The following is a 16,494-nucleotide window of genomic DNA, read 5'->3' on the forward strand; positions in this document are numbered from 1 at the left end:
CGCCGCCGACATGTGACACCCATACCGGGGCTACCCCAGCAGCTTGCGGATCCGCGCGTCGGAGACCTTCTCGGCGGTGCCGAGATGCTGGGCCCAGAGCTGCACGCGGTACTCCTCGAGCATCCACCGCACCTGCCGCAGCCGCGGACCGGGCGGTCGCCCCTCGGGCAGCGCCTCCACCTGGTGCAGATAGGCCTCCTGCAGCGACGCGATCCGGTCGTGGGTCGCCCGGTCCGCGCGCAGGTCGGCGTCGAGCTTGCGACGGCGCTCGACGATCGCCTTCAGGTAGGTCGGATACCGCCTGATGTGCTGCACACCCGCGTCCGCGACGAACCCGCGATACACCAGCCGCGCGAGCTGGTCCTTCATGTCGGTCAGGGCGGGGAGCTGGAACATGTCGGCCCGCCCGGAGAGCGCCTTGTCGGTCTCGCGGTACGCCTCGAGCGCCCGCATCACGTCGGCCAGGACCGCACGGACGGCCGTGACCAGGTCGGCCGGCGTCCCGGCGGCGGCCAGCACCGCGGCGTACGTCTCGGGCGTCCGCGGCAGCGGGCGGGCATCGACCAGCTGGCGGACGACGGCGGCGCGGCAGTCCTCGACGAGCTCGGCGGCGCTCGGGTAGGGCGACCCGGCCAGCGCCAGCTTCTCCATGGTGGAGAGCCCGTCGACGACCTGCTTGGTGACGTCGGGCAGCGCCAGGAGCAGCAGGCGGACGACGCCGAGGCGATGGCGTGCCTCGGCCTCCTCGGCGGAGCCGGCGACGACCAGGCCGACCGTCGCGCCCTCGTCGGACAGGCAGGGGAAGACCGTGACCTCGTGGCCCGCACGCTTCTCCGTCACCGTCGCGGAGATCGTCCCGAAGACCCACGAGGTCTCGCCGGTGCGGGTGTGGCCGGCCGAGGCGGCGACCTCGGCGATCGCGGCCTCGAACTCGCCCTCGAGCGGCGCCTTGAGCGCGTCCAGGTCCTTGCCACGAGCCGTCTCGCGACCGTCCTCGCCGACGACCCGGTAGGTCGGGCGCAGGTGCTCGGGCACCTTGGTCCAGTCCCAGGCCTCGCGAGGGATGTGCACGCCCGCGGTCGAGCGCGCCCAGCGCTCCAGCGCGGTCAGCAGCGGCTCCTCCCCCGGCGGGGTCTCCTTCAGGAAGGCGCGCGCCTTGTCGGGGGCCGGCACGAAGCTGACCCGCAGCGGCTTGGGCAGCGACCGGATCAGCGCGGTCACCAGCTCCTCGCGCAGCCCCGGCACCAGCCAGGAGAAGTCGTCGGCGCCGACCCGGTTGAGCGTGGCGACCGGTACGTCGATCGTCAGCCCGTCATCGGCCGCACCGGGCTCGAAGTGGTAGCTCAGCGAGAAGGTGAGCGGCCCTGCGTCCCACTCGGCCGGGAAGTCGCTCTCGGTCACCTCTCCCGCGGCGTCGTTGGTGAGCATCGACAGCTCGAACGTGAGCAGGTCGGGCGTCTCCCGCCGAGCCTGCTTCCACCACTGGTCGAAGTGAGCGCCGGAGACGATGGAGGCGGGCAGCCGGCGGTCGTAGAAGTCGAAGAGCGCGTGCTCGTCGACCACGATGTCGCGGCGCCGAGCGCGGTGCTCGAGTTCCTCGGCCTCCTCGACGAGCTTCGCGTTGTCGCGGAGGAAGCGGTGATTCGTACGCCACTCGCCGTACACCAGCGCATGCCGGATGAAGAGCTCACGGGAGAGCTCGGGGTCGATCTTGCCGAAGGCGACGGGTCGGTCGGCGACCAGCGGCACGCCGTAGAGGGTCACCTTCTCCCGGGCCATCACCGAGGCGCGCTTCTGGGACCAGTGCGGCTCGGAGTAGGTGCGTTTGACCAGGTCACGACCGAGACTCTCGGCCCACTCGGGCTTGATCGAGGCGTTCTGCCGAGCCCAGAGCCGCGAGGTCTCGACGAGCTCGGCGGACATCACGAACTGAGGGTTCTTCCGGTGCAGCGCCGAGCCGGGGAAGATCGCGAACTTCGCGCCCCGGGCACCCAGATACTCCCGCGGTCCCGGGCGCCGCTTCTCCCGCGCCCGTGCCGCGTCGGCCTTGGAGTCGCGCTCCTCGAGCGCCCCGATGTGCGAGAGCAGCCCGGAGAGCAGCGCCTGGTGGATCCCGTCGGCGTCGTAGGCCACCTTGTCCTCGCCGGCCTCACCGACCCCGCTGGCCTCGATGTCGCGGTGGCCCTTGCCGAGGTCGATCTTCATCTCCCGGCACACCTGCCGCAGCTGCGACTCCAGGTCCTGCCACTCCCGGACGCGTACGTAGTGCAGGAACTCCCGCTTGCACAGCCGCCGGAACGCCGAGGACGAGAGCTCGTGCTGCTGCTCCTTCAGGTAGCGCCACAGGTTGAGCCAGGTGAGGAAGTCGGAGGTCTCGTCCTTGAACCGCGCGTGCAGCTGGTCGGCCTGCGCCTGCTCCTTGGGGTGGTCCTGCCCCGGCCGCTCACGCGGGTCCTGGAGCGAGAGCGCGGACGCGACGACGATGACGTCGCGTACGCAGCCGAGCCGCTCGGCCTCGAGCACCATCCGGGCGAGCCGCGGGTCGATCGGCAGCCTGGCCAGCCGGCGGCCCAGCTTGGTCAGCCGCTGCCCCCGCATCGCGCCGAGCTCCTCGAGGAGCTGTACGCCGGCGGTGATGTTGCGCTGGTCCGGCGCCTCCACGAACGGGAACCGGGCGATGTCCCCCAGCCCGAGCGAGGCCATCTGCAGGATGACCGAGGCCAGGTTGGTGCGCAGGATCTCGGGGTCGGTGAACTCCGGGCGCCCGAGATAGTCCTCCTCGGAGTAGAGCCGGATCGCGATGCCCGCCTCAACCCGCCCGGTACGTCCCGACCGCTGGTTCGCCGAGGCCTGCGAGATCGGCTCGATCGGCAGCCGCTGCACCTTGGTGCGCGCGGAGTAGCGCGAGATCCGGGCGACACCGGTGTCGACGACGTACTTGATCCCGGGGACCGTCAGCGAGGTCTCGGCGACGTTGGTCGCGAGCACGATCCGGCGGCCGGTGTGGGGCGAGAAGACCCGGTGCTGGTCGGCGGCCGAGAGCCGGGAGAACAACGGGACGATCTCGACGAGACCGGTCCCGGAGCGACCCTTGTTCAGCCCCAGCGCATCGCCGAGCGCGTCGGCGGCGTCCCGGATCTCCCGCTCACCCGGCAGGAAGACGAGCACGTCACCCGGCCCCTCGGCCGAGAGCTCCTTGACCGCGTCGACGATGGCCTCGGTCTGGTCGCGGACGACGACCTCACCCTCGCCATCTTTTTCGGGCCCAGTCTCCTCGGAGAGCTCCATCAGCGGCCGGTAGCGGACCTCGACCGGATACGTACGCCCGGAGACCTCGATGATCGGCGCCGGCTCGCCGGTCCTGACATCGGAGAAGTGGGCCGCGAACCGCTCCGGGTCGATCGTCGCGGAGGTGATGATCAGCTTCAGGTCGGGTCGGCGGGGCAGCAGCCGGCGCAGGTAGCCCAGGAGGAAGTCGATGTTGAGCGACCGCTCGTGGGCCTCGTCGATGATGATCGTGTCGTAGCGGCGCAGGTCGCGGTCGCGCTGCAGCTCGGCGAGCAGGATGCCGTCGGTCATCAGCTTGATCCGCGACGCCTTGGACGACTTGTCCATGAACCGCACCTGGTAGCCGACCAGGTCGCCCAGCTCGGTGCCGAGCTCGGAGGCGATCCGCTCCGCGACCGACCGTGCCGCGATCCGGCGCGGCTGGGTGTGCCCGATCAGCCCGGCGGAGCCGCGCCCGAGCTCGAGGCAGATCTTGGGCAGCTGCGTCGTCTTCCCCGACCCGGTCTCACCGGCGATGATCACGACCTGGTGGTCACGGATGGCCGCGGCGATGTCCTCGCGGCGCTGGGTGACCGGGAGCTCGGCAGGGTAGGTGATCGCGACGGAGGTGGCGGCGGGCTGGTCGGACTCGGACATGAGATCACCTATTCTCCCCCGACGTACCCCTCGGCCGCACATCGGTTTCTCCGCAGACCCCGGCCCGCCGGATGGCGGGGACAGTCGATGTGATTCCCGCCACAGGCCGGGTTCCGTGCGCATGGGTCGGGGAGGAGGCTGGGTACACCCCCAGCGACGAAGGAGTGGCCATGACCGAGCCGACCACCAGCGAGATCTTCCCCGACACCCCCGTCCGGCCGCCGTTCGATCCCGAGCTCGTGCCCGTGCTCGAGGCGGTACGCGAGGCCCTCCCGACGTTCTCCACGGAGACGCTCGCCGCGATGCGGCAGCAGACCGCCGAGGGGTTCCCCGGCATGGACCCCGTCGACCTGACCGTCGACGGTGCGGTGCAGGTCGAGGAGCGGCAGGTCCCCGGCCCCGAGGGCGCTCCGGACATCACCCTGCTGATCCTGAGGCCCACCGCCGACGGCGCCCCGCGCCCGGCGGTCTACCACACCCACGGCGGCGGGATGGTGGTCGGCGACCGCAGGTTCGGTGTGGAGACCTTCCTGCCGCAGGTGGCCGAGGGCAACGCCGTGGTGGTCTCCGTCGAGTACCGCCTCGCACCCGAGCACCCGGACCCGGCTCCCGTGGAGGACTGCTACGCCGGCCTCGTCTGGACGGCGAAGAACGCCGCGGAGCTCGGCATCGACCCCGAGCGCATCATGATCGCCGGGGCCAGCGCCGGCGGGGGTCTCGCCGCCGGCACGGCCCTGCTCGCCCGCGACCGGGCCTTCCCGAGGCTGAGCCACCAAATCCTCATCTGCCCGATGCTCGACGACCGCCTCGAGACCCACAGCAGCCGCATGCTCGACGAGGAGGGGGTCTGGGATCGCAACTCCAACCTGTTCGGGTGGACGGCTCTGCTCGGCGAGCGCCGCGGCGGTCCGGACGTCTCGCCGTACGCAGCCCCGGCTCGCGCCGAGGACCTCACCGGCCTCCCGCGCACCTACATCGACACCGGCTCGGCGGAGTCGTTCCGCGACGAGACGCTGACCTACGCGCGCCGGCTGTCCGAGGCCGGTGTCAGCGTCGACCTCCACATGTGGGGCGGCGGGTTCCACGGGTTCGACCTGATGGCGGCGCACACGGCGCTCTCCCGCGCCTCGGTCGCGACGCGCGAGGAGTTCATCCGCAGAGCGCTCGAGGCCTGAACCGCTGGCCCGCTCGCCTCCGGTGGGCGATAGTGGCGGGGGAGGTTCCAGGTGCGAGATCTGATCGGCAAGCTCGAGGTGGTCGACGACGACACGGCCAGTGCGCTGCGCGTCATCGACCACTTCGACCGGCTCGTGGACGAGAGGTCGTCGACGGCCGCGGTCGTGCGCGCCGCGGCGGCGCTGGCCGGCTCCCCCGCCGGCCTCCACGACGCCGCACGCGGCCTCGTCAAGCGGTTCGCGGCCGACGGCCGCGCACTGGCCGGCGAGACCGAGGGCGGCCGGCACCACGAGCCGATCCCCGGCCAGCCCGGCTCCTGGCTCTGGCTCGAGCGCGCCGGTGAGGACGGCCCGCTCGACGCGCTCATCCTCGAGCGCGCCGCCCGCGCCCTGCAGGCGCTCAGCACGGGCTCCTCCGACCCCTCGACCAGCGGGCTGGTCCGGATCGCGTGCGACCCCGACGCGACCGACGCCGACAGACGCGACGCGGTCGCACGGCTGGGCCTGAGCGGCCCCGTCACCGTCGTGCTGAGCACCTCGGCCGACCTGCGCGCGAAGCTGATCAGCACGGTCGGCGCCCTGGTCGTCGAGCTGCTTCCCGGCACGCCCACCCTCCCCGAGGGCGTCCGCGCCGGAGCCGCCGTCGCCCCCGACCCGCTCCGCCTGCCGACCGCGCTGGCGCAGGCACGGACCGCCTTCCGGCTGGCCGCCGACGTCGGCGGCCTGGCGCCCGCGGTGGTCCGCTACGACGACCTCGGGGCACTTGCCGTCATCGCCGAGCGGATCAGCGCCGACGAGGCGGCGGGGGTGGGTGACGTACGACGTCTCGAGGAGCTGCGCGAGGGTCATCCGTGGGTCGTGGACACGCTCACCGCCGTGCTGGACCAGCCGAGCCTGCGGCAGTCGGCAGCGCTGCTCCATGTGCACCACTCCACGCTGCAGGAGCGGCTGACCTGGCTGAGCGGTCAGCTCGGCTACGCGCCCACCAAGGGGCGAGGACGGCAGCGCGCGGCGGTCACGCTGCTGCTGTGGCGTGTGGCCCACGGCACCGATCCGCAGATCGCGGACGATCCGCACTAGGCGGGTCTTGGTCCGGGCACCTAGATTATGTCCCCATGACCGGGGAGCCGAGCGAGACCGATGTCCAGGATGCGCTGCGAGCGCTCCGAGGAGAGGACGACCCCCTCAACGAGCGGTCGGTGCAGACCGCTCTCGACCTCCATCGGCTGCGCGATGCGCTGACCCGGTTCGGCGACGACGAGCCGTCCGGCGACACGAAACCGGCGCGGGACAGGTTCCGACTCTGAGTCGAAATCGGCCAATGGGTGGGACGCCGAGTTACGTCGGGGATTTCAAGAGGGTTACCGTTGCTGATCGTGACCGAATCTCTAACAGTGCGTGACAACCGCACCGGGGTGGAGTACGACATCCCGATCACCGACGGCACCATCCGCGCCGCCGACCTGGGGAAGATCAAGGCCGCTGACCCGGCCACCCAAGAAGAAGGTCCTGGCCTGGCCGTCTATGACCCCGGCTTCGTCAACACCGCTTCCTGCCGATCTTCCGTCACCTTTATCGACGGTGACAAGGGCGTGCTCGAATATCGCGGCTATCCCATCGAGCAGCTCGCCGAGAAGTCGAGCTTCTTGGAGGTCTCCTATCTCCTGGTCCACGGCGCGCTGCCGACCAAGGAGGAGTACGACGCGTGGGTGCACGAGATCACCTTCCACACGTTCGTGCACGAGAACATCAAGGAGTTCATGCAGGGCTTCCGCTATGACGCCCACCCGATGGGCATGCTCATGGCGTCGGTCGGTGCGATGTCGACGTTCTACCCGGACGCCGCGAACATCTCCGACCCCGACAACCGTCGCCTGCAGATCATCCGGCTGATCGCCAAGATGCCGACCCTGGGCGCCTGGGCGTTCCGGCACGCGCAGGGCAAGCCGTACGTCTACCCGGACAACGACCTGTCCTACACCGGCAACTTCCTCTCGATGCTCTTCAAGATGAGCGAGTCGAAGTACGCACCGGACGAGCGCATCGTCAAGGCGCTCGACACTCTCTTCATCCTGCACGCCGACCACGAGCAGAATGCCTCGGCCAACGCCGTGCGCAGCGTGGGCTCGACCCAGGTCGACCCCTACTCCTCGGTGGCCGCCGGCGTCGGCGCCCTCTTCGGCCCGCTCCACGGTGGCGCCAACGAGGCCGTGCTCCGGATGCTGCGCCGTATCGGCAAGGTGGAGAACATCCCCGCCTTCATCGAGGGCGTCAAGGCCGGCAACGAGCGGCTGATGGGCTTCGGCCACCGGGTCTACAAGAACTACGACCCGCGCGCGACGATCATCAAGCAGCAGGCGCTCAACGTCTTCGAGGTCACCGGCACCAACCCGCTGCTCAACATCGCGATGGAGCTGGAGAAGATCGCGCTCGAGGACGAGTACTTCGTCAAGCGCAAGCTCTACCCGAACGTCGACTTCTACTCCGGCCTGATCTACGAGGCCCTGGAGTTCCCGCCGGAGATGTTCACCGTGCTGTTCGCCATCGGGCGTACGCCGGGCTGGCTCTCCCAGTGGCTGGAGCTCGTCCAGGACAAGGAGCAGAAGATCGCCCGTCCGAAGCAGATCTACACCGGCGAGCGCGGACTCACCTTCGTCCCGCGCGACGTGCGCTGGAAGTGACTGTCCCCGGCACACAGACCCCGTCCACCCGCGTGGTGGACGGGGTTGTCTGGGATTTCGGGAACGTATTGATCCGCTGGGACCCGCTCCCGGCGATCGCTGCCGGGGTCGGCGACGCCGACGCCCGTGCGTTCCTGGGGTCCTACGACTTCCACGCGTGGAACTACGCCCAGGACGCCGGGCGCACCTGGGCCCAGGCGCTCACCGCGCTCGAGGGCGACGCACCCCAGTGGCTCAGCGCCGGGGCGGCGTACGTCGACAACTTCCCGCTCGCGCTGCTCGGCCCGGTCCCGGGCACCCACGAGCTGGTCCGCGAGCTCGCCGACGCCGGGGTCCCCCAGCTCGGACTGACCAACTGGTCCGCCGAGCTCTATCCGCACGCTCCGGCGACGTACGACGTGATCGAGCTGCTCGGCGACGTCGTCGTCTCCGGTGAGGTGCGCCTGGCCAAGCCCGACCCGGCGATCTACCAGCTGGTCGCCGAGCGCGCCGGGATCCCGCTGGAGCGGCTGGCGTTCATCGACGACAGCGCCGCCAACGTGGCCGCGGCCGCGGCGCTGGGCATGCACGCGATCCAGTTCACCGGCGCCGAGCAGCTCCGCACGGACCTGGTCGCGCTCGGCCTCCCGGTCTAGAGGGCCTGCTCGGGCGCGCGCTCCAGGCGGCGTACGCCCGCGAAGGAGATCGAGAGCAGGGCGCTGCCGGAGATCACCGCGGCGACGACGAACAGCCAGGTGTCGAAGCCCACCGCGACGGCGACCGGGCCGACGAGCGCGAGCCCCACGGGGCGGGCGACGAACGAGCCGACGATGTCGAAGGAGTAGACCCGGGAGAGCTTCTCCTCAGGGATCTCCTGTTGGATCGCGATCTGCCAGAAGATGTCGAAGACCTGCAGTCCGAACCCGTGCAGGAACGCGCCGAGGAGGATCGGCCAGAGCGTGTCCGAGATGGCCATCGAGATCGGGAAGAGGCCGGTCATCGCGAGGAACAGCACGCCGACCGAGAGCAGCCGGCGCGGGCGGAACCGCAGGCAGAACAGGCCGCCGACGAAGAAGCCCGCCATCAGGGCGGCGAGCGCGAAGCCCCACGACGCCCGGCCGATGCCCTCGCCGACCACGATCGGCCCGAGCACGCTGTGCGCCCCCGACCAGAACAGGTGGTAGAGCAGCGCCTGCAGGATGAGGAACCACAGCCACGAGTGGCGCATCACCTCGCGGAAGCCCTCGGCGAGGTCGCCGAGCATCGAGGCCTTGTGGGGCGGGCGCTCGTGAGGCACCCGCATACCGGCGTAGGCGACGGCGGCGACGGCGAAGGTGAGCGCGTCGACCGTGATCGCCCAGCCGGGGCCGACCGCCGCCACCAGCACACCGCCGAGGGCGTAGCCGATGGTCGACGCGGTGGTCTGGAGCAGCGACCGGAGCGAGACGGCGGCACCCAGATCCTCCTCGGGCACGACCACCTTGGTCATCGCCATCGCCGAGGGCTGGTTGAGGGCCGCGACGATGCCCGCGAGGCCACCCATCACCGCGATCGAGGGGATCGTCGCGACCCCGAGGATCACCGTCGCCGCCAGCGAACCGACCACGACGGCGCTGATCGCGGCCGTGCCCTCCATCATCACCTTGCGCGAGACCCTGTCGCCGAGCACTCCCCCGGCCAGCGTGGTCACCACCTGGCAGGCAGCGAAGACGGCCTCGACCAGGCCGAGCTGGACCGCCGAGCCGCCCAGGTCGAGCACCGCGAACGCCAGCGCGACCGGCGTGATCGCGTTGCCCAGCGACGAGGCGGCCGTCCCGGTCACGAGCCGGCGGAAGTTGCGATGCCTCAGCGGCGAACGCCGTCCGGTCGGCGAGTCGGTGATGGTGGTCATGCAAGAAAGTTACTTCGCCGGCGAACTATTCGCCAACGAATTATCGGTCGGTCCGAACGGTAGGGTCGGGGCATGCCCGAGATGCGACCTTCCTCCGAGACGTCCGAGGCCACGGAGGACCGGGCCGACCGTCACGTGGCGCGGTGGCGCAACCACTGGATCGACGTCGACTTCGACGACGAGATCGAGGCGATCACGGTGCGGATCGGGTTCATCGCGAAGTTCTTCAACGACGCTCGCGCCGCGGCGGCCAGCGAGGTCGGACTGGCCGACTTCGAATACAAGACGCTCCACATGCTGATGATCCGCGACACCCCCGGCCACGCCTCGCCGACCGCCCTCGCAAAGGACCTCGACATCAGTCCGGCGGGGATGACGGGCCGGCTCGACAGCATGGAGAAGGCCGGGTGGGTGCGGCGTACGACATCGGACGAGGACCGCCGCAAGATCAGCGTCGAGGCGACCAAGGCCGGCATCGAGATCTGGCGACGTGCGATGGACCTGCGCGGCGAGGCCGAGACCAGGCTGCTGGAGACACTGAGCCCGGAGCGGCGTACGGAGCTGGCGGCCCTGCTCAAGCAGGTGACCCTGCGGATCGAGGCCGAGTAGCCGCCGGCCGCCGATCCGAGCGTCCCCGGCCTGCGCGGATCTGCGTACGCCACGGTCGCCGGTGAGCGGATCCGCCCACGCCCCGTCCGGAGCAGCCTGGGGGCATGACCACCACACCTGAGACCAGACCCTTCCGCTTCGGCGTCGTCGCGGCCCAGGCACCCACGGGGACAGCCTGGAGCGACCTCGCCCGCCGCGTCGAGAGCGCGGGCTACGACACGCTCGTCATGCCGGACAACGTGTCCTTCGGCCATGCCGTCTTCCCCGCCCTGGCAGCCGCCGCGGCGGTGACCACGAGGCTCCGCGTCGGGACGTACGTCCTGGCCAACGACTTCCGCCACCCCGTCCAGGTCGCCAAGGAGTCGGCGACGCTCTCGGTGCTCTCGGGCGGCCGCTTCGAGCTGGGGATCGGCGCGGGCCGGCCCGACTCGGCCAGGGAGAACGCGATGCTGGGGCTGGGCTTCGACCGGCCCGGCGTACGCGTCGACCGGCTCGTGGAGTCGATCGGCATCATCAAGCGGCTCCTGGCCGGTGAGACCGTCACCGTCGAGGGGCCCCACCACCGGGCCACCGAGGCCTCGGTGCTCCCCTACGGGACCGAACCCCAGCAGGTGCCGATCCTCATCGCCGGCGGCGGTCCGCGGATGCTGCGGGTCGCCGGCGAGCACGCCGACATCGCCGCCCTCGGGGTCCCCTTCGACGCCGAGGAGCCGACCGTGCGCGCGGCCGTCGATCACCTGCGCTCCGCCGACCGTCCCGACGGCGGCACGGTCGAGCTCAACATGAACCTGATGGCCGTGGGCGACACCGTTCCGCGCTACCTGGCAGGGCGGCTCGACCCCGCCGCGCTCGCCGCCACGGGCGCCGTCGGCGTCGTCAGCGGCTCCCCCGAGGAGATGGCCGACCAGCTCCGCGAGCGCCGGGACCGGCTGGGGGTCTCCTACGTCGTGGTCGGGGACGAGCTGATGGAGGCGTTCGCGCCGGTCGTCGGCCTCCTCGCCGGGTCCTGAAGCATCTCTTCGAGACCGCATAGCCCCGTCTCAGCCCGTTCACAGGGACACTGGTCACACTCGAAGACATGACCGAACTCCCTCCTCCGCAGCCGAGTGGGACTCCGCCGCAGTGGACTCCCCCGGCTCCCGCCGGCCCCACTCAGCCTCCCGCCGGCCCGTTCGCGCCCCCGCCGGCGCAGACCTCCGTCATGCCGGCAGTGCCCGGCGCCCCCGGCACCCCGGGCGCCCCCGTCAAGAAGCGTGCCGCGGGCCGCACCGGCCTCGTCGCGGCGGTCCTCGCCGGCGCCCTGGTCGCCGGTGGTGCCGCCGGTGTCGGTGGCGCGGCCGTCTACGGCGCCCTGAACGACGACGGCAGCGGCGGCGGGGCGAACACCCCGGCCACCTCGCAGGTCGTCGACGCGAAGGCCCCCGAGGGCAGCATCGAGAAGGTCTCGGCCAAGGTGCTCCCGTCCGTCGTGAAGATCGAGGTCACCTCCCAGCAGGGCTCCGGCTCGGGCTCCGGAGTCGTCATCTCCTCCGACGGCACGATCCTGACCAACAACCACGTGGTCGAGCTGGCGGCCAACGGTGGCACGGTGACCGTCGACTTCAACGACGGCACCAAGGCCTCCGCCGAGGTCCTCGGGACCGACCCGCTCACCGACACCGCCGTGATCAAGGCGAAGGGCGTCTCCGGCCTGACGCCGATCACGATCGGCAAGTCCTCCAACCTCACCGTCGGCCAGAGCGTCGTGGCGATCGGCTCCCCGTTCGGGCTCGACTCCACGGTGACCACCGGCATCGTCAGCGCCCTCGACCGCCCGGTCAACGTCGGCGTCGACCAGAGCGGCGCGGCCACCGTCTACCCCGCGGTGCAGACCGACGCGGCGATCAACCCCGGCAACTCCGGTGGCGCGCTCGTCGACCTCAACGGCAACCTCGTCGGCATCAACGCCTCGATCCGCTCCGGCGGCGCGAGCAGCGAGGACGCGGGCTCGATCGGCATCGGGTTCGCCATCCCGATCGACGAGATCCGGCCGATCGTCGAGCAGCTCGAGAAGGGCGAGCAGGCCACCCACGCGCAGTTCGGCATCTCGGTCTCCGACGCTCCCCAGGCCCAGAGCGGCCAGACCTCGGTCACCGGCGCGCAGGTCCAGGAGGTCGGCGAGGGCAGCACCGCCCAGAAGGCCGGCCTGGAGAAGGGCGACATCATCACCAAGGTCGACGACCACATCATCACCGGGTCGGACTCCCTCGTGGCCACCGTCCGCTCCTACCGCCCCGACGACAAGGTCGACGTCACCTGGTCGCGCAACGGCGAGGAGCAGACCGCGAAGGTCACCCTGGACTCCGACGCCTCCTGATCTCCCCGCACAGGCGCTGGGCCCCGCAGGGACTCAGCGCCGCGGGGTGCCAGCCCCCGAGCGCCTCATGCCCGACTCCGAGTCGGGCATGAGGCGCTCGTGTTTCAGGAGACCTGCTTCTGGACGCTGCACAGCCACTCGACCGGCTCGAAGCCCATGGCCTCGTTGACCTGGATCATGTGAGCGTTGACCTCGGCGTTGTACGTCGTCAGGGTCGGCACCTCCGGCCGCTCGGCCTGGAGCAGCCTGAGGTTGGCGACCTTCACCGCCAGCCCGAGCCGGTGGCCGCGGTGGGCCGCCTCGACGAGCGTGCCCCACTGGTAGCTGTTGCCGTCCAGGCTGGAGTAGCCGATCACCGTGTAGGCCACCACGCGGCCGTCGGCGTCCAGCGCCACCGAGTGGTAGAGGGTCCGCTTCTGGGCCGCGACCAGCTCCTCGGTCTCGCGCACCCTCGCCACGTCGGGCTCGGGCGCCTCGACGTCGAGGTCGCCGGTCGGCGCCTCGGTCTCCAAGCTTGCGTCGAGCACCGCCCAGCTCTCCACGATCTCGTCGGGCACCCGGCCGACCCAGGACCGCAGCGAGTAGTCGCCGTGCTTCGCGGCGGCCTGCGCCGCCAGCCGGTCGAGGACGTCGTCCGCCACCGGGAGCCGCAGCAGGCGGCGTACCTCCACCAGGGCGGGCGCATATCCCCGGGCGACCCCGAAGTCCCGCCCCGGCGATCCCTCACCGACGGAGCCGAGCGACCAGGGCCACCAGACCTCACCCGTCAGCGACGTACGCCCCTGGGCGCGGGCCTCCGCCTCGACATGATCGAGCAGACCGGTGCCGTGGCCGCGTCGCCGGTGAGCCGGCAGCACCGCCACCACGAGGGTCGCCCGGTGGAGGTTGTCGAGCAGCGGCATCGCCATCCACGCGGCGGCGACCGCCTCGCCGCCGAGGCGCCCGAGATAGGCGCGACGGTCGGTCTTCTCGCTCTGCTGCTGCAGCTCGACGCGCTGCTCCTCGCGCGCCCACAGATCCGCGTCGGGGCCGCGTACGTCCAGCCACGAGGTGGTCATCACGTCGTACCACGCGTCGAAGGCGTCGTCGTCGAACGGGTCGACGCGCTCGATCACCAGCTCACTCATCGCGACCTCTCCACCCTGGTCTCGTCCCAGACCGGTTCCGGGGACTCGTAGACGTCGCCGTTGGCGCCATAGACCAGGAACCGGTCGAAGCCACGGGCGAACCAGCGGTCGTGGGTGACCGCGACGACGGTGCCCTCGAACGCCTCCAGGCCGGCCTCGAGGGCCTCGGCGGACTGGACGTCGAGGTTGTCGGTCGGCTCGTCGAGGAGCAGCAGCGTGGCACCCGAGAGCTCGAGCAGGAGGATCTGGAAGCGCGCCTGCTGCCCGCCCGAGAGCGAGTCGAAGTTCTGCTCCGCCGCGTGCGCGAGCTCGTAGCGGTCGAGCACCCGCGAGGCAGCCTCGCGCCCCATCCCCGCGCGCCCACGCCCGTCCGGCGTCGCCTCGCCGCGGTGCAGGATGTCGAGCAGCGTACGTCCCACCAGCTCCGGATGGGCATGGGTCTGCACGAACCAGCCCGGCCGCACGCGGGCGCCGAGCTTGGCCGTCCCCTGATGGCGGACCGGGTCGATGGGGGTGTCCTCGACCGGGCGGTGCTCCACGTCCGGGTCGGTGCCGCCACGGGCGAGCAGCCGCAGGAAGTGGGACTTGCCCGAGCCGTTGGAGCCCAGCACGGCGACCCGCTCGCCGTACCAGACCTCCAGGTCGAACGGGTTCATCAGTCCGGTGAGCTCGAGCGCCTCACAGACCACCGCACGCTTGCCGGTGCGCCCGCCGCGCAGCCGCATCTGCACCGCCTGCTCTCGTGGCTGCTCGACGGGTGGGCCGGCCTCCTCGAACTTCCGGAGCCGGGTCTGGGCCGCCTTGTACTGGCTGGACATCCCGTCGTTGTACTCCGACTTGACCTTCAGCCGCAGGACCAGCGCCTTGATCTTGGCGTGCTCCTCGTCCCAGCGGCGGCGCTGCTCCTCGAATCGCAGGAACCGGTCTTTGCGGGCCTCGTGGTAGGAGGCGAACCCACCGGGGTGCGTCCACGTGCTGTTGCCGGCGCCGGACGCGCCGAGCTCGACCGTGACCACCCTGGTCGCGGTGTTGTCCAGCAGCTCGCGGTCGTGGCTGACGTAGAGGATCGTCTTCGGGGACTCGCGGATGCGTTGCTCGAGCCAGATCTTGCCGGGCACGTCGAGGAAGTTGTCGGGCTCGTCGAGCAGGAGGACCTGGTCGGGGCCACGCAGGAGGTACTCCAGGACGAGGCGCTTCTGCTCGCCGCCGGACAGGGTGTCCAGCGAGCGGTAGCGAGCGCGGTCGTAGGGCACTCCGAGCCCGGCCATGGTGCACACGTCCCAGACGACCTCGATGTCGTAGCCGCCGGCGTCGGCGTACTCGGCCAGCGCGGTCGCGTAGCGCATCTGCAGCCGCTCGTCCTCCGACGACATCAGCTCCAGCTCGCACGCCTCCACCGCGGCCGTCGCCTCGCGCACCCGCGCGGGCGCGACCGAGAGCAGCAGCTCACCGACGGTCGAGGAGCCCTTGCCGACCATCTGCCGCATCACCCCGAGGCCGCCCGAGCGCACGACGGACCCGGCCGTCGGGGTCAGCTCACCGGTGACGATCCTCAGCAGCGTCGTCTTCCCGGCGCCGTTGGCGCCGACCAGCGCGACCTTCGCCCCCTCGCCCACCCGGAAGGAGACGTCGTCGAGCAGCACTCGTCCGTCCGGCAGCTGGAACCTCACTCCAGCAACGTCCACATGTCCCACAACCGTCCAGTCTGGCACCCGTGTCGAATGGTTATTACCGGTCTGGTTGGATCCAGCGGTCCCATCAGCAGAACGTGACGCTCGACACATTTTGGCGATTAACGATATGACTGTCGCCATGCCTCCGCTCGACAGCCAGATCGCTGACCTGCTCACCCTCTTCGCGAAGGGCCAGCCCCTGGAGTCCTTCGACCCACCGACGGCACGAGCGCTCTACCGCGCGCTGGGCGAGGGCGTCCCGCTTCCACCGGTCGGATCGGTGGAGAGCTCGGTGATCCCAGGGCCGGCCGGCGACCTGAACGTACGCATCTACCGGCCCACCACACAGGGGCCGCTGCCCACGATCGTGATGTTCCACGGCGGCGGCTGGGTGGTCGGCGACCTCGACACCCACGAGGACCAGGCCCGCAACCTGTCCACCATCTGCGACGCCGTGGTCGTCGCGGTCGACTACCGGCTCGCACCCGAGAACCCCTTCCCCGCCGCCTACGACGACGCTCTCGCCGCCGCTCGCTGGGTCAGCGACAACACCGCCACCCTCGGCGGCGACGGCCGCGTCGCGGTCGCCGGTGACAGCGCCGGGGGCAACCTGTCGGCGGCGGTCGCCCAGGCCTTCCGCACCGAGGGGCGCGAGCTCGCCGCCCAGCTGCTGATCTACCCGGCGACCGACATGACCAGCGGCTACCCGTCCTACGCCGAGAACGGCCACGGCTACTTCCTCGAGCTGCCGACGATGAAGTGGTTCTCCGACAACTACGTGGGCGACGCGGACCGCGCCGACCCGCGGCTGAGCCCGATCAAGGGCCGTCTGGAGGGCCTGGCACCGGCGGTCGTGGTCACCGCGGAGTTCGACCCGCTGCGCGACGAGGGCATCGCGTACGCCAAGGCGCTGGAGAGCTCGGGGGTCCCCACGACCTATCACCACTGCGACGGTCTCATCCACGGCTTCTTCGCGATGGGCCACCACTCGCAGGCCGCGCAGCTGGCCATCGAGGAGACGTGCGCACTGTTCAGGACCGTCCTCCACGGGTGATCCCGGGGCGCATCTGAAGGGCGAT

Annotated in this window: 13 protein-coding genes; 9 read left to right on the plus strand and 4 right to left on the minus strand. The window is 71.0% G+C overall.

The window, feature by feature from the left end; translation table 11 throughout:
• Positions 1-30: 30 nt before the first annotated feature.
• Complete coding sequence (gene hrpA, locus ACZ6WN_RS07950; RefSeq protein WP_465863881.1) at positions 31-3,924, minus strand: ATP-dependent RNA helicase HrpA; 3,894 nt, start codon at positions 3,922-3,924, stop codon at positions 31-33.
• A 170-nt stretch (positions 3,925-4,094) separates the two neighbouring features.
• Between hrpA and ACZ6WN_RS07955 the strand changes: the two genes are divergently transcribed.
• The 5 genes from ACZ6WN_RS07955 (at position 4,095) to ACZ6WN_RS07975 (ending at position 8,415) form a co-directional block, all read left to right on the plus strand.
• Positions 4,095-5,099 (plus strand): alpha/beta hydrolase, encoded by a 1,005-nt coding sequence (locus ACZ6WN_RS07955; RefSeq protein ID WP_465863883.1) that lies wholly within the window; start codon positions 4,095-4,097, stop codon positions 5,097-5,099.
• Positions 5,100-5,150: 51 nt separating this feature from the next.
• Positions 5,151-6,179 carry a CdaR family protein gene (locus ACZ6WN_RS07960; protein WP_465863885.1) on the plus strand — a complete coding sequence of 343 codons (1,029 nt, stop codon included), beginning with the start codon at positions 5,151-5,153 and terminating at the stop codon, positions 6,177-6,179.
• 35 nt (positions 6,180-6,214) lie between these two features.
• A complete protein-coding gene (locus ACZ6WN_RS07965) occupies positions 6,215-6,406 on the plus strand; it encodes a hypothetical protein (protein WP_465863887.1) in 192 nt (63 codons plus the stop codon).
• Positions 6,407-6,493: 87 nt separating this feature from the next.
• The gene (locus ACZ6WN_RS07970) at positions 6,494-7,780 is read left to right on the plus strand and encodes a citrate synthase (RefSeq protein WP_465863889.1); all 1,287 of its coding nucleotides are present in this window, start codon (positions 6,494-6,496) and stop codon (positions 7,778-7,780) included.
• Between the two features lie 35 nt (positions 7,781-7,815).
• The gene (locus ACZ6WN_RS07975; protein ID WP_465863891.1) at positions 7,816-8,415 is read left to right on the plus strand and encodes an HAD-IA family hydrolase; all 600 of its coding nucleotides are present in this window, start codon (positions 7,816-7,818) and stop codon (positions 8,413-8,415) included.
• On the opposite strand, the gene ACZ6WN_RS07980 is transcribed toward ACZ6WN_RS07975, so the two are convergent.
• Entirely contained in the window at positions 8,412-9,650 is a 1,239-nt protein-coding gene (locus ACZ6WN_RS07980) for an MFS transporter (RefSeq protein ID WP_465863893.1), read from the minus strand. The genes ACZ6WN_RS07975 and ACZ6WN_RS07980 overlap by 4 nt on opposite strands.
• A 72-nt stretch (positions 9,651-9,722) precedes the next feature.
• On the opposite strand from ACZ6WN_RS07980, the gene ACZ6WN_RS07985 reads away from it, so the two are divergent.
• The 3 genes from ACZ6WN_RS07985 (at position 9,723) to ACZ6WN_RS07995 (ending at position 12,615) form a co-directional block, all read left to right on the plus strand.
• Positions 9,723-10,259 carry a MarR family winged helix-turn-helix transcriptional regulator gene (locus ACZ6WN_RS07985; protein ID WP_465863895.1) on the plus strand — a complete coding sequence of 179 codons (537 nt, stop codon included), beginning with the start codon at positions 9,723-9,725 and terminating at the stop codon, positions 10,257-10,259.
• Positions 10,260-10,363: 104 nt separating this feature from the next.
• Positions 10,364-11,269: a TIGR03621 family F420-dependent LLM class oxidoreductase gene (locus ACZ6WN_RS07990; protein ID WP_465863896.1), complete on the plus strand. Its 906-nt coding sequence runs from the start codon at positions 10,364-10,366 to the stop codon at positions 11,267-11,269.
• Between the two features lie 68 nt (positions 11,270-11,337).
• Positions 11,338-12,615: a S1C family serine protease gene (locus ACZ6WN_RS07995; protein WP_465863898.1), complete on the plus strand. Its 1,278-nt coding sequence runs from the start codon at positions 11,338-11,340 to the stop codon at positions 12,613-12,615.
• A 104-nt stretch (positions 12,616-12,719) separates the two neighbouring features.
• Here the strand turns inward: ACZ6WN_RS07995 and ACZ6WN_RS08000 are convergent, their stop codons facing one another.
• A complete protein-coding gene (locus ACZ6WN_RS08000) occupies positions 12,720-13,742 on the minus strand; it encodes a GNAT family N-acetyltransferase (RefSeq protein WP_465863900.1) in 1,023 nt (340 codons plus the stop codon).
• On the minus strand, positions 13,739-15,436 hold the full coding sequence (locus ACZ6WN_RS08005; protein ID WP_465863902.1) for an ABC-F family ATP-binding cassette domain-containing protein: 1,698 nt from the start codon (positions 15,434-15,436) through the stop codon (positions 13,739-13,741). The genes ACZ6WN_RS08000 and ACZ6WN_RS08005 overlap by 4 nt, the downstream gene beginning before the upstream one ends.
• Positions 15,437-15,554: 118 nt before the next feature.
• Here ACZ6WN_RS08005 and ACZ6WN_RS08010 point away from each other — a divergent pair, with 118 nt between their 5' ends.
• Positions 15,555-16,469, plus strand: coding sequence for an alpha/beta hydrolase (locus ACZ6WN_RS08010; RefSeq protein WP_465863904.1), 915 nt, complete (start codon positions 15,555-15,557; stop codon positions 16,467-16,469).
• Positions 16,470-16,494: the final 25 nt, after the last annotated feature.

Source organism: Nocardioides sp. NPDC054178, from assembly GCF_055585005.1.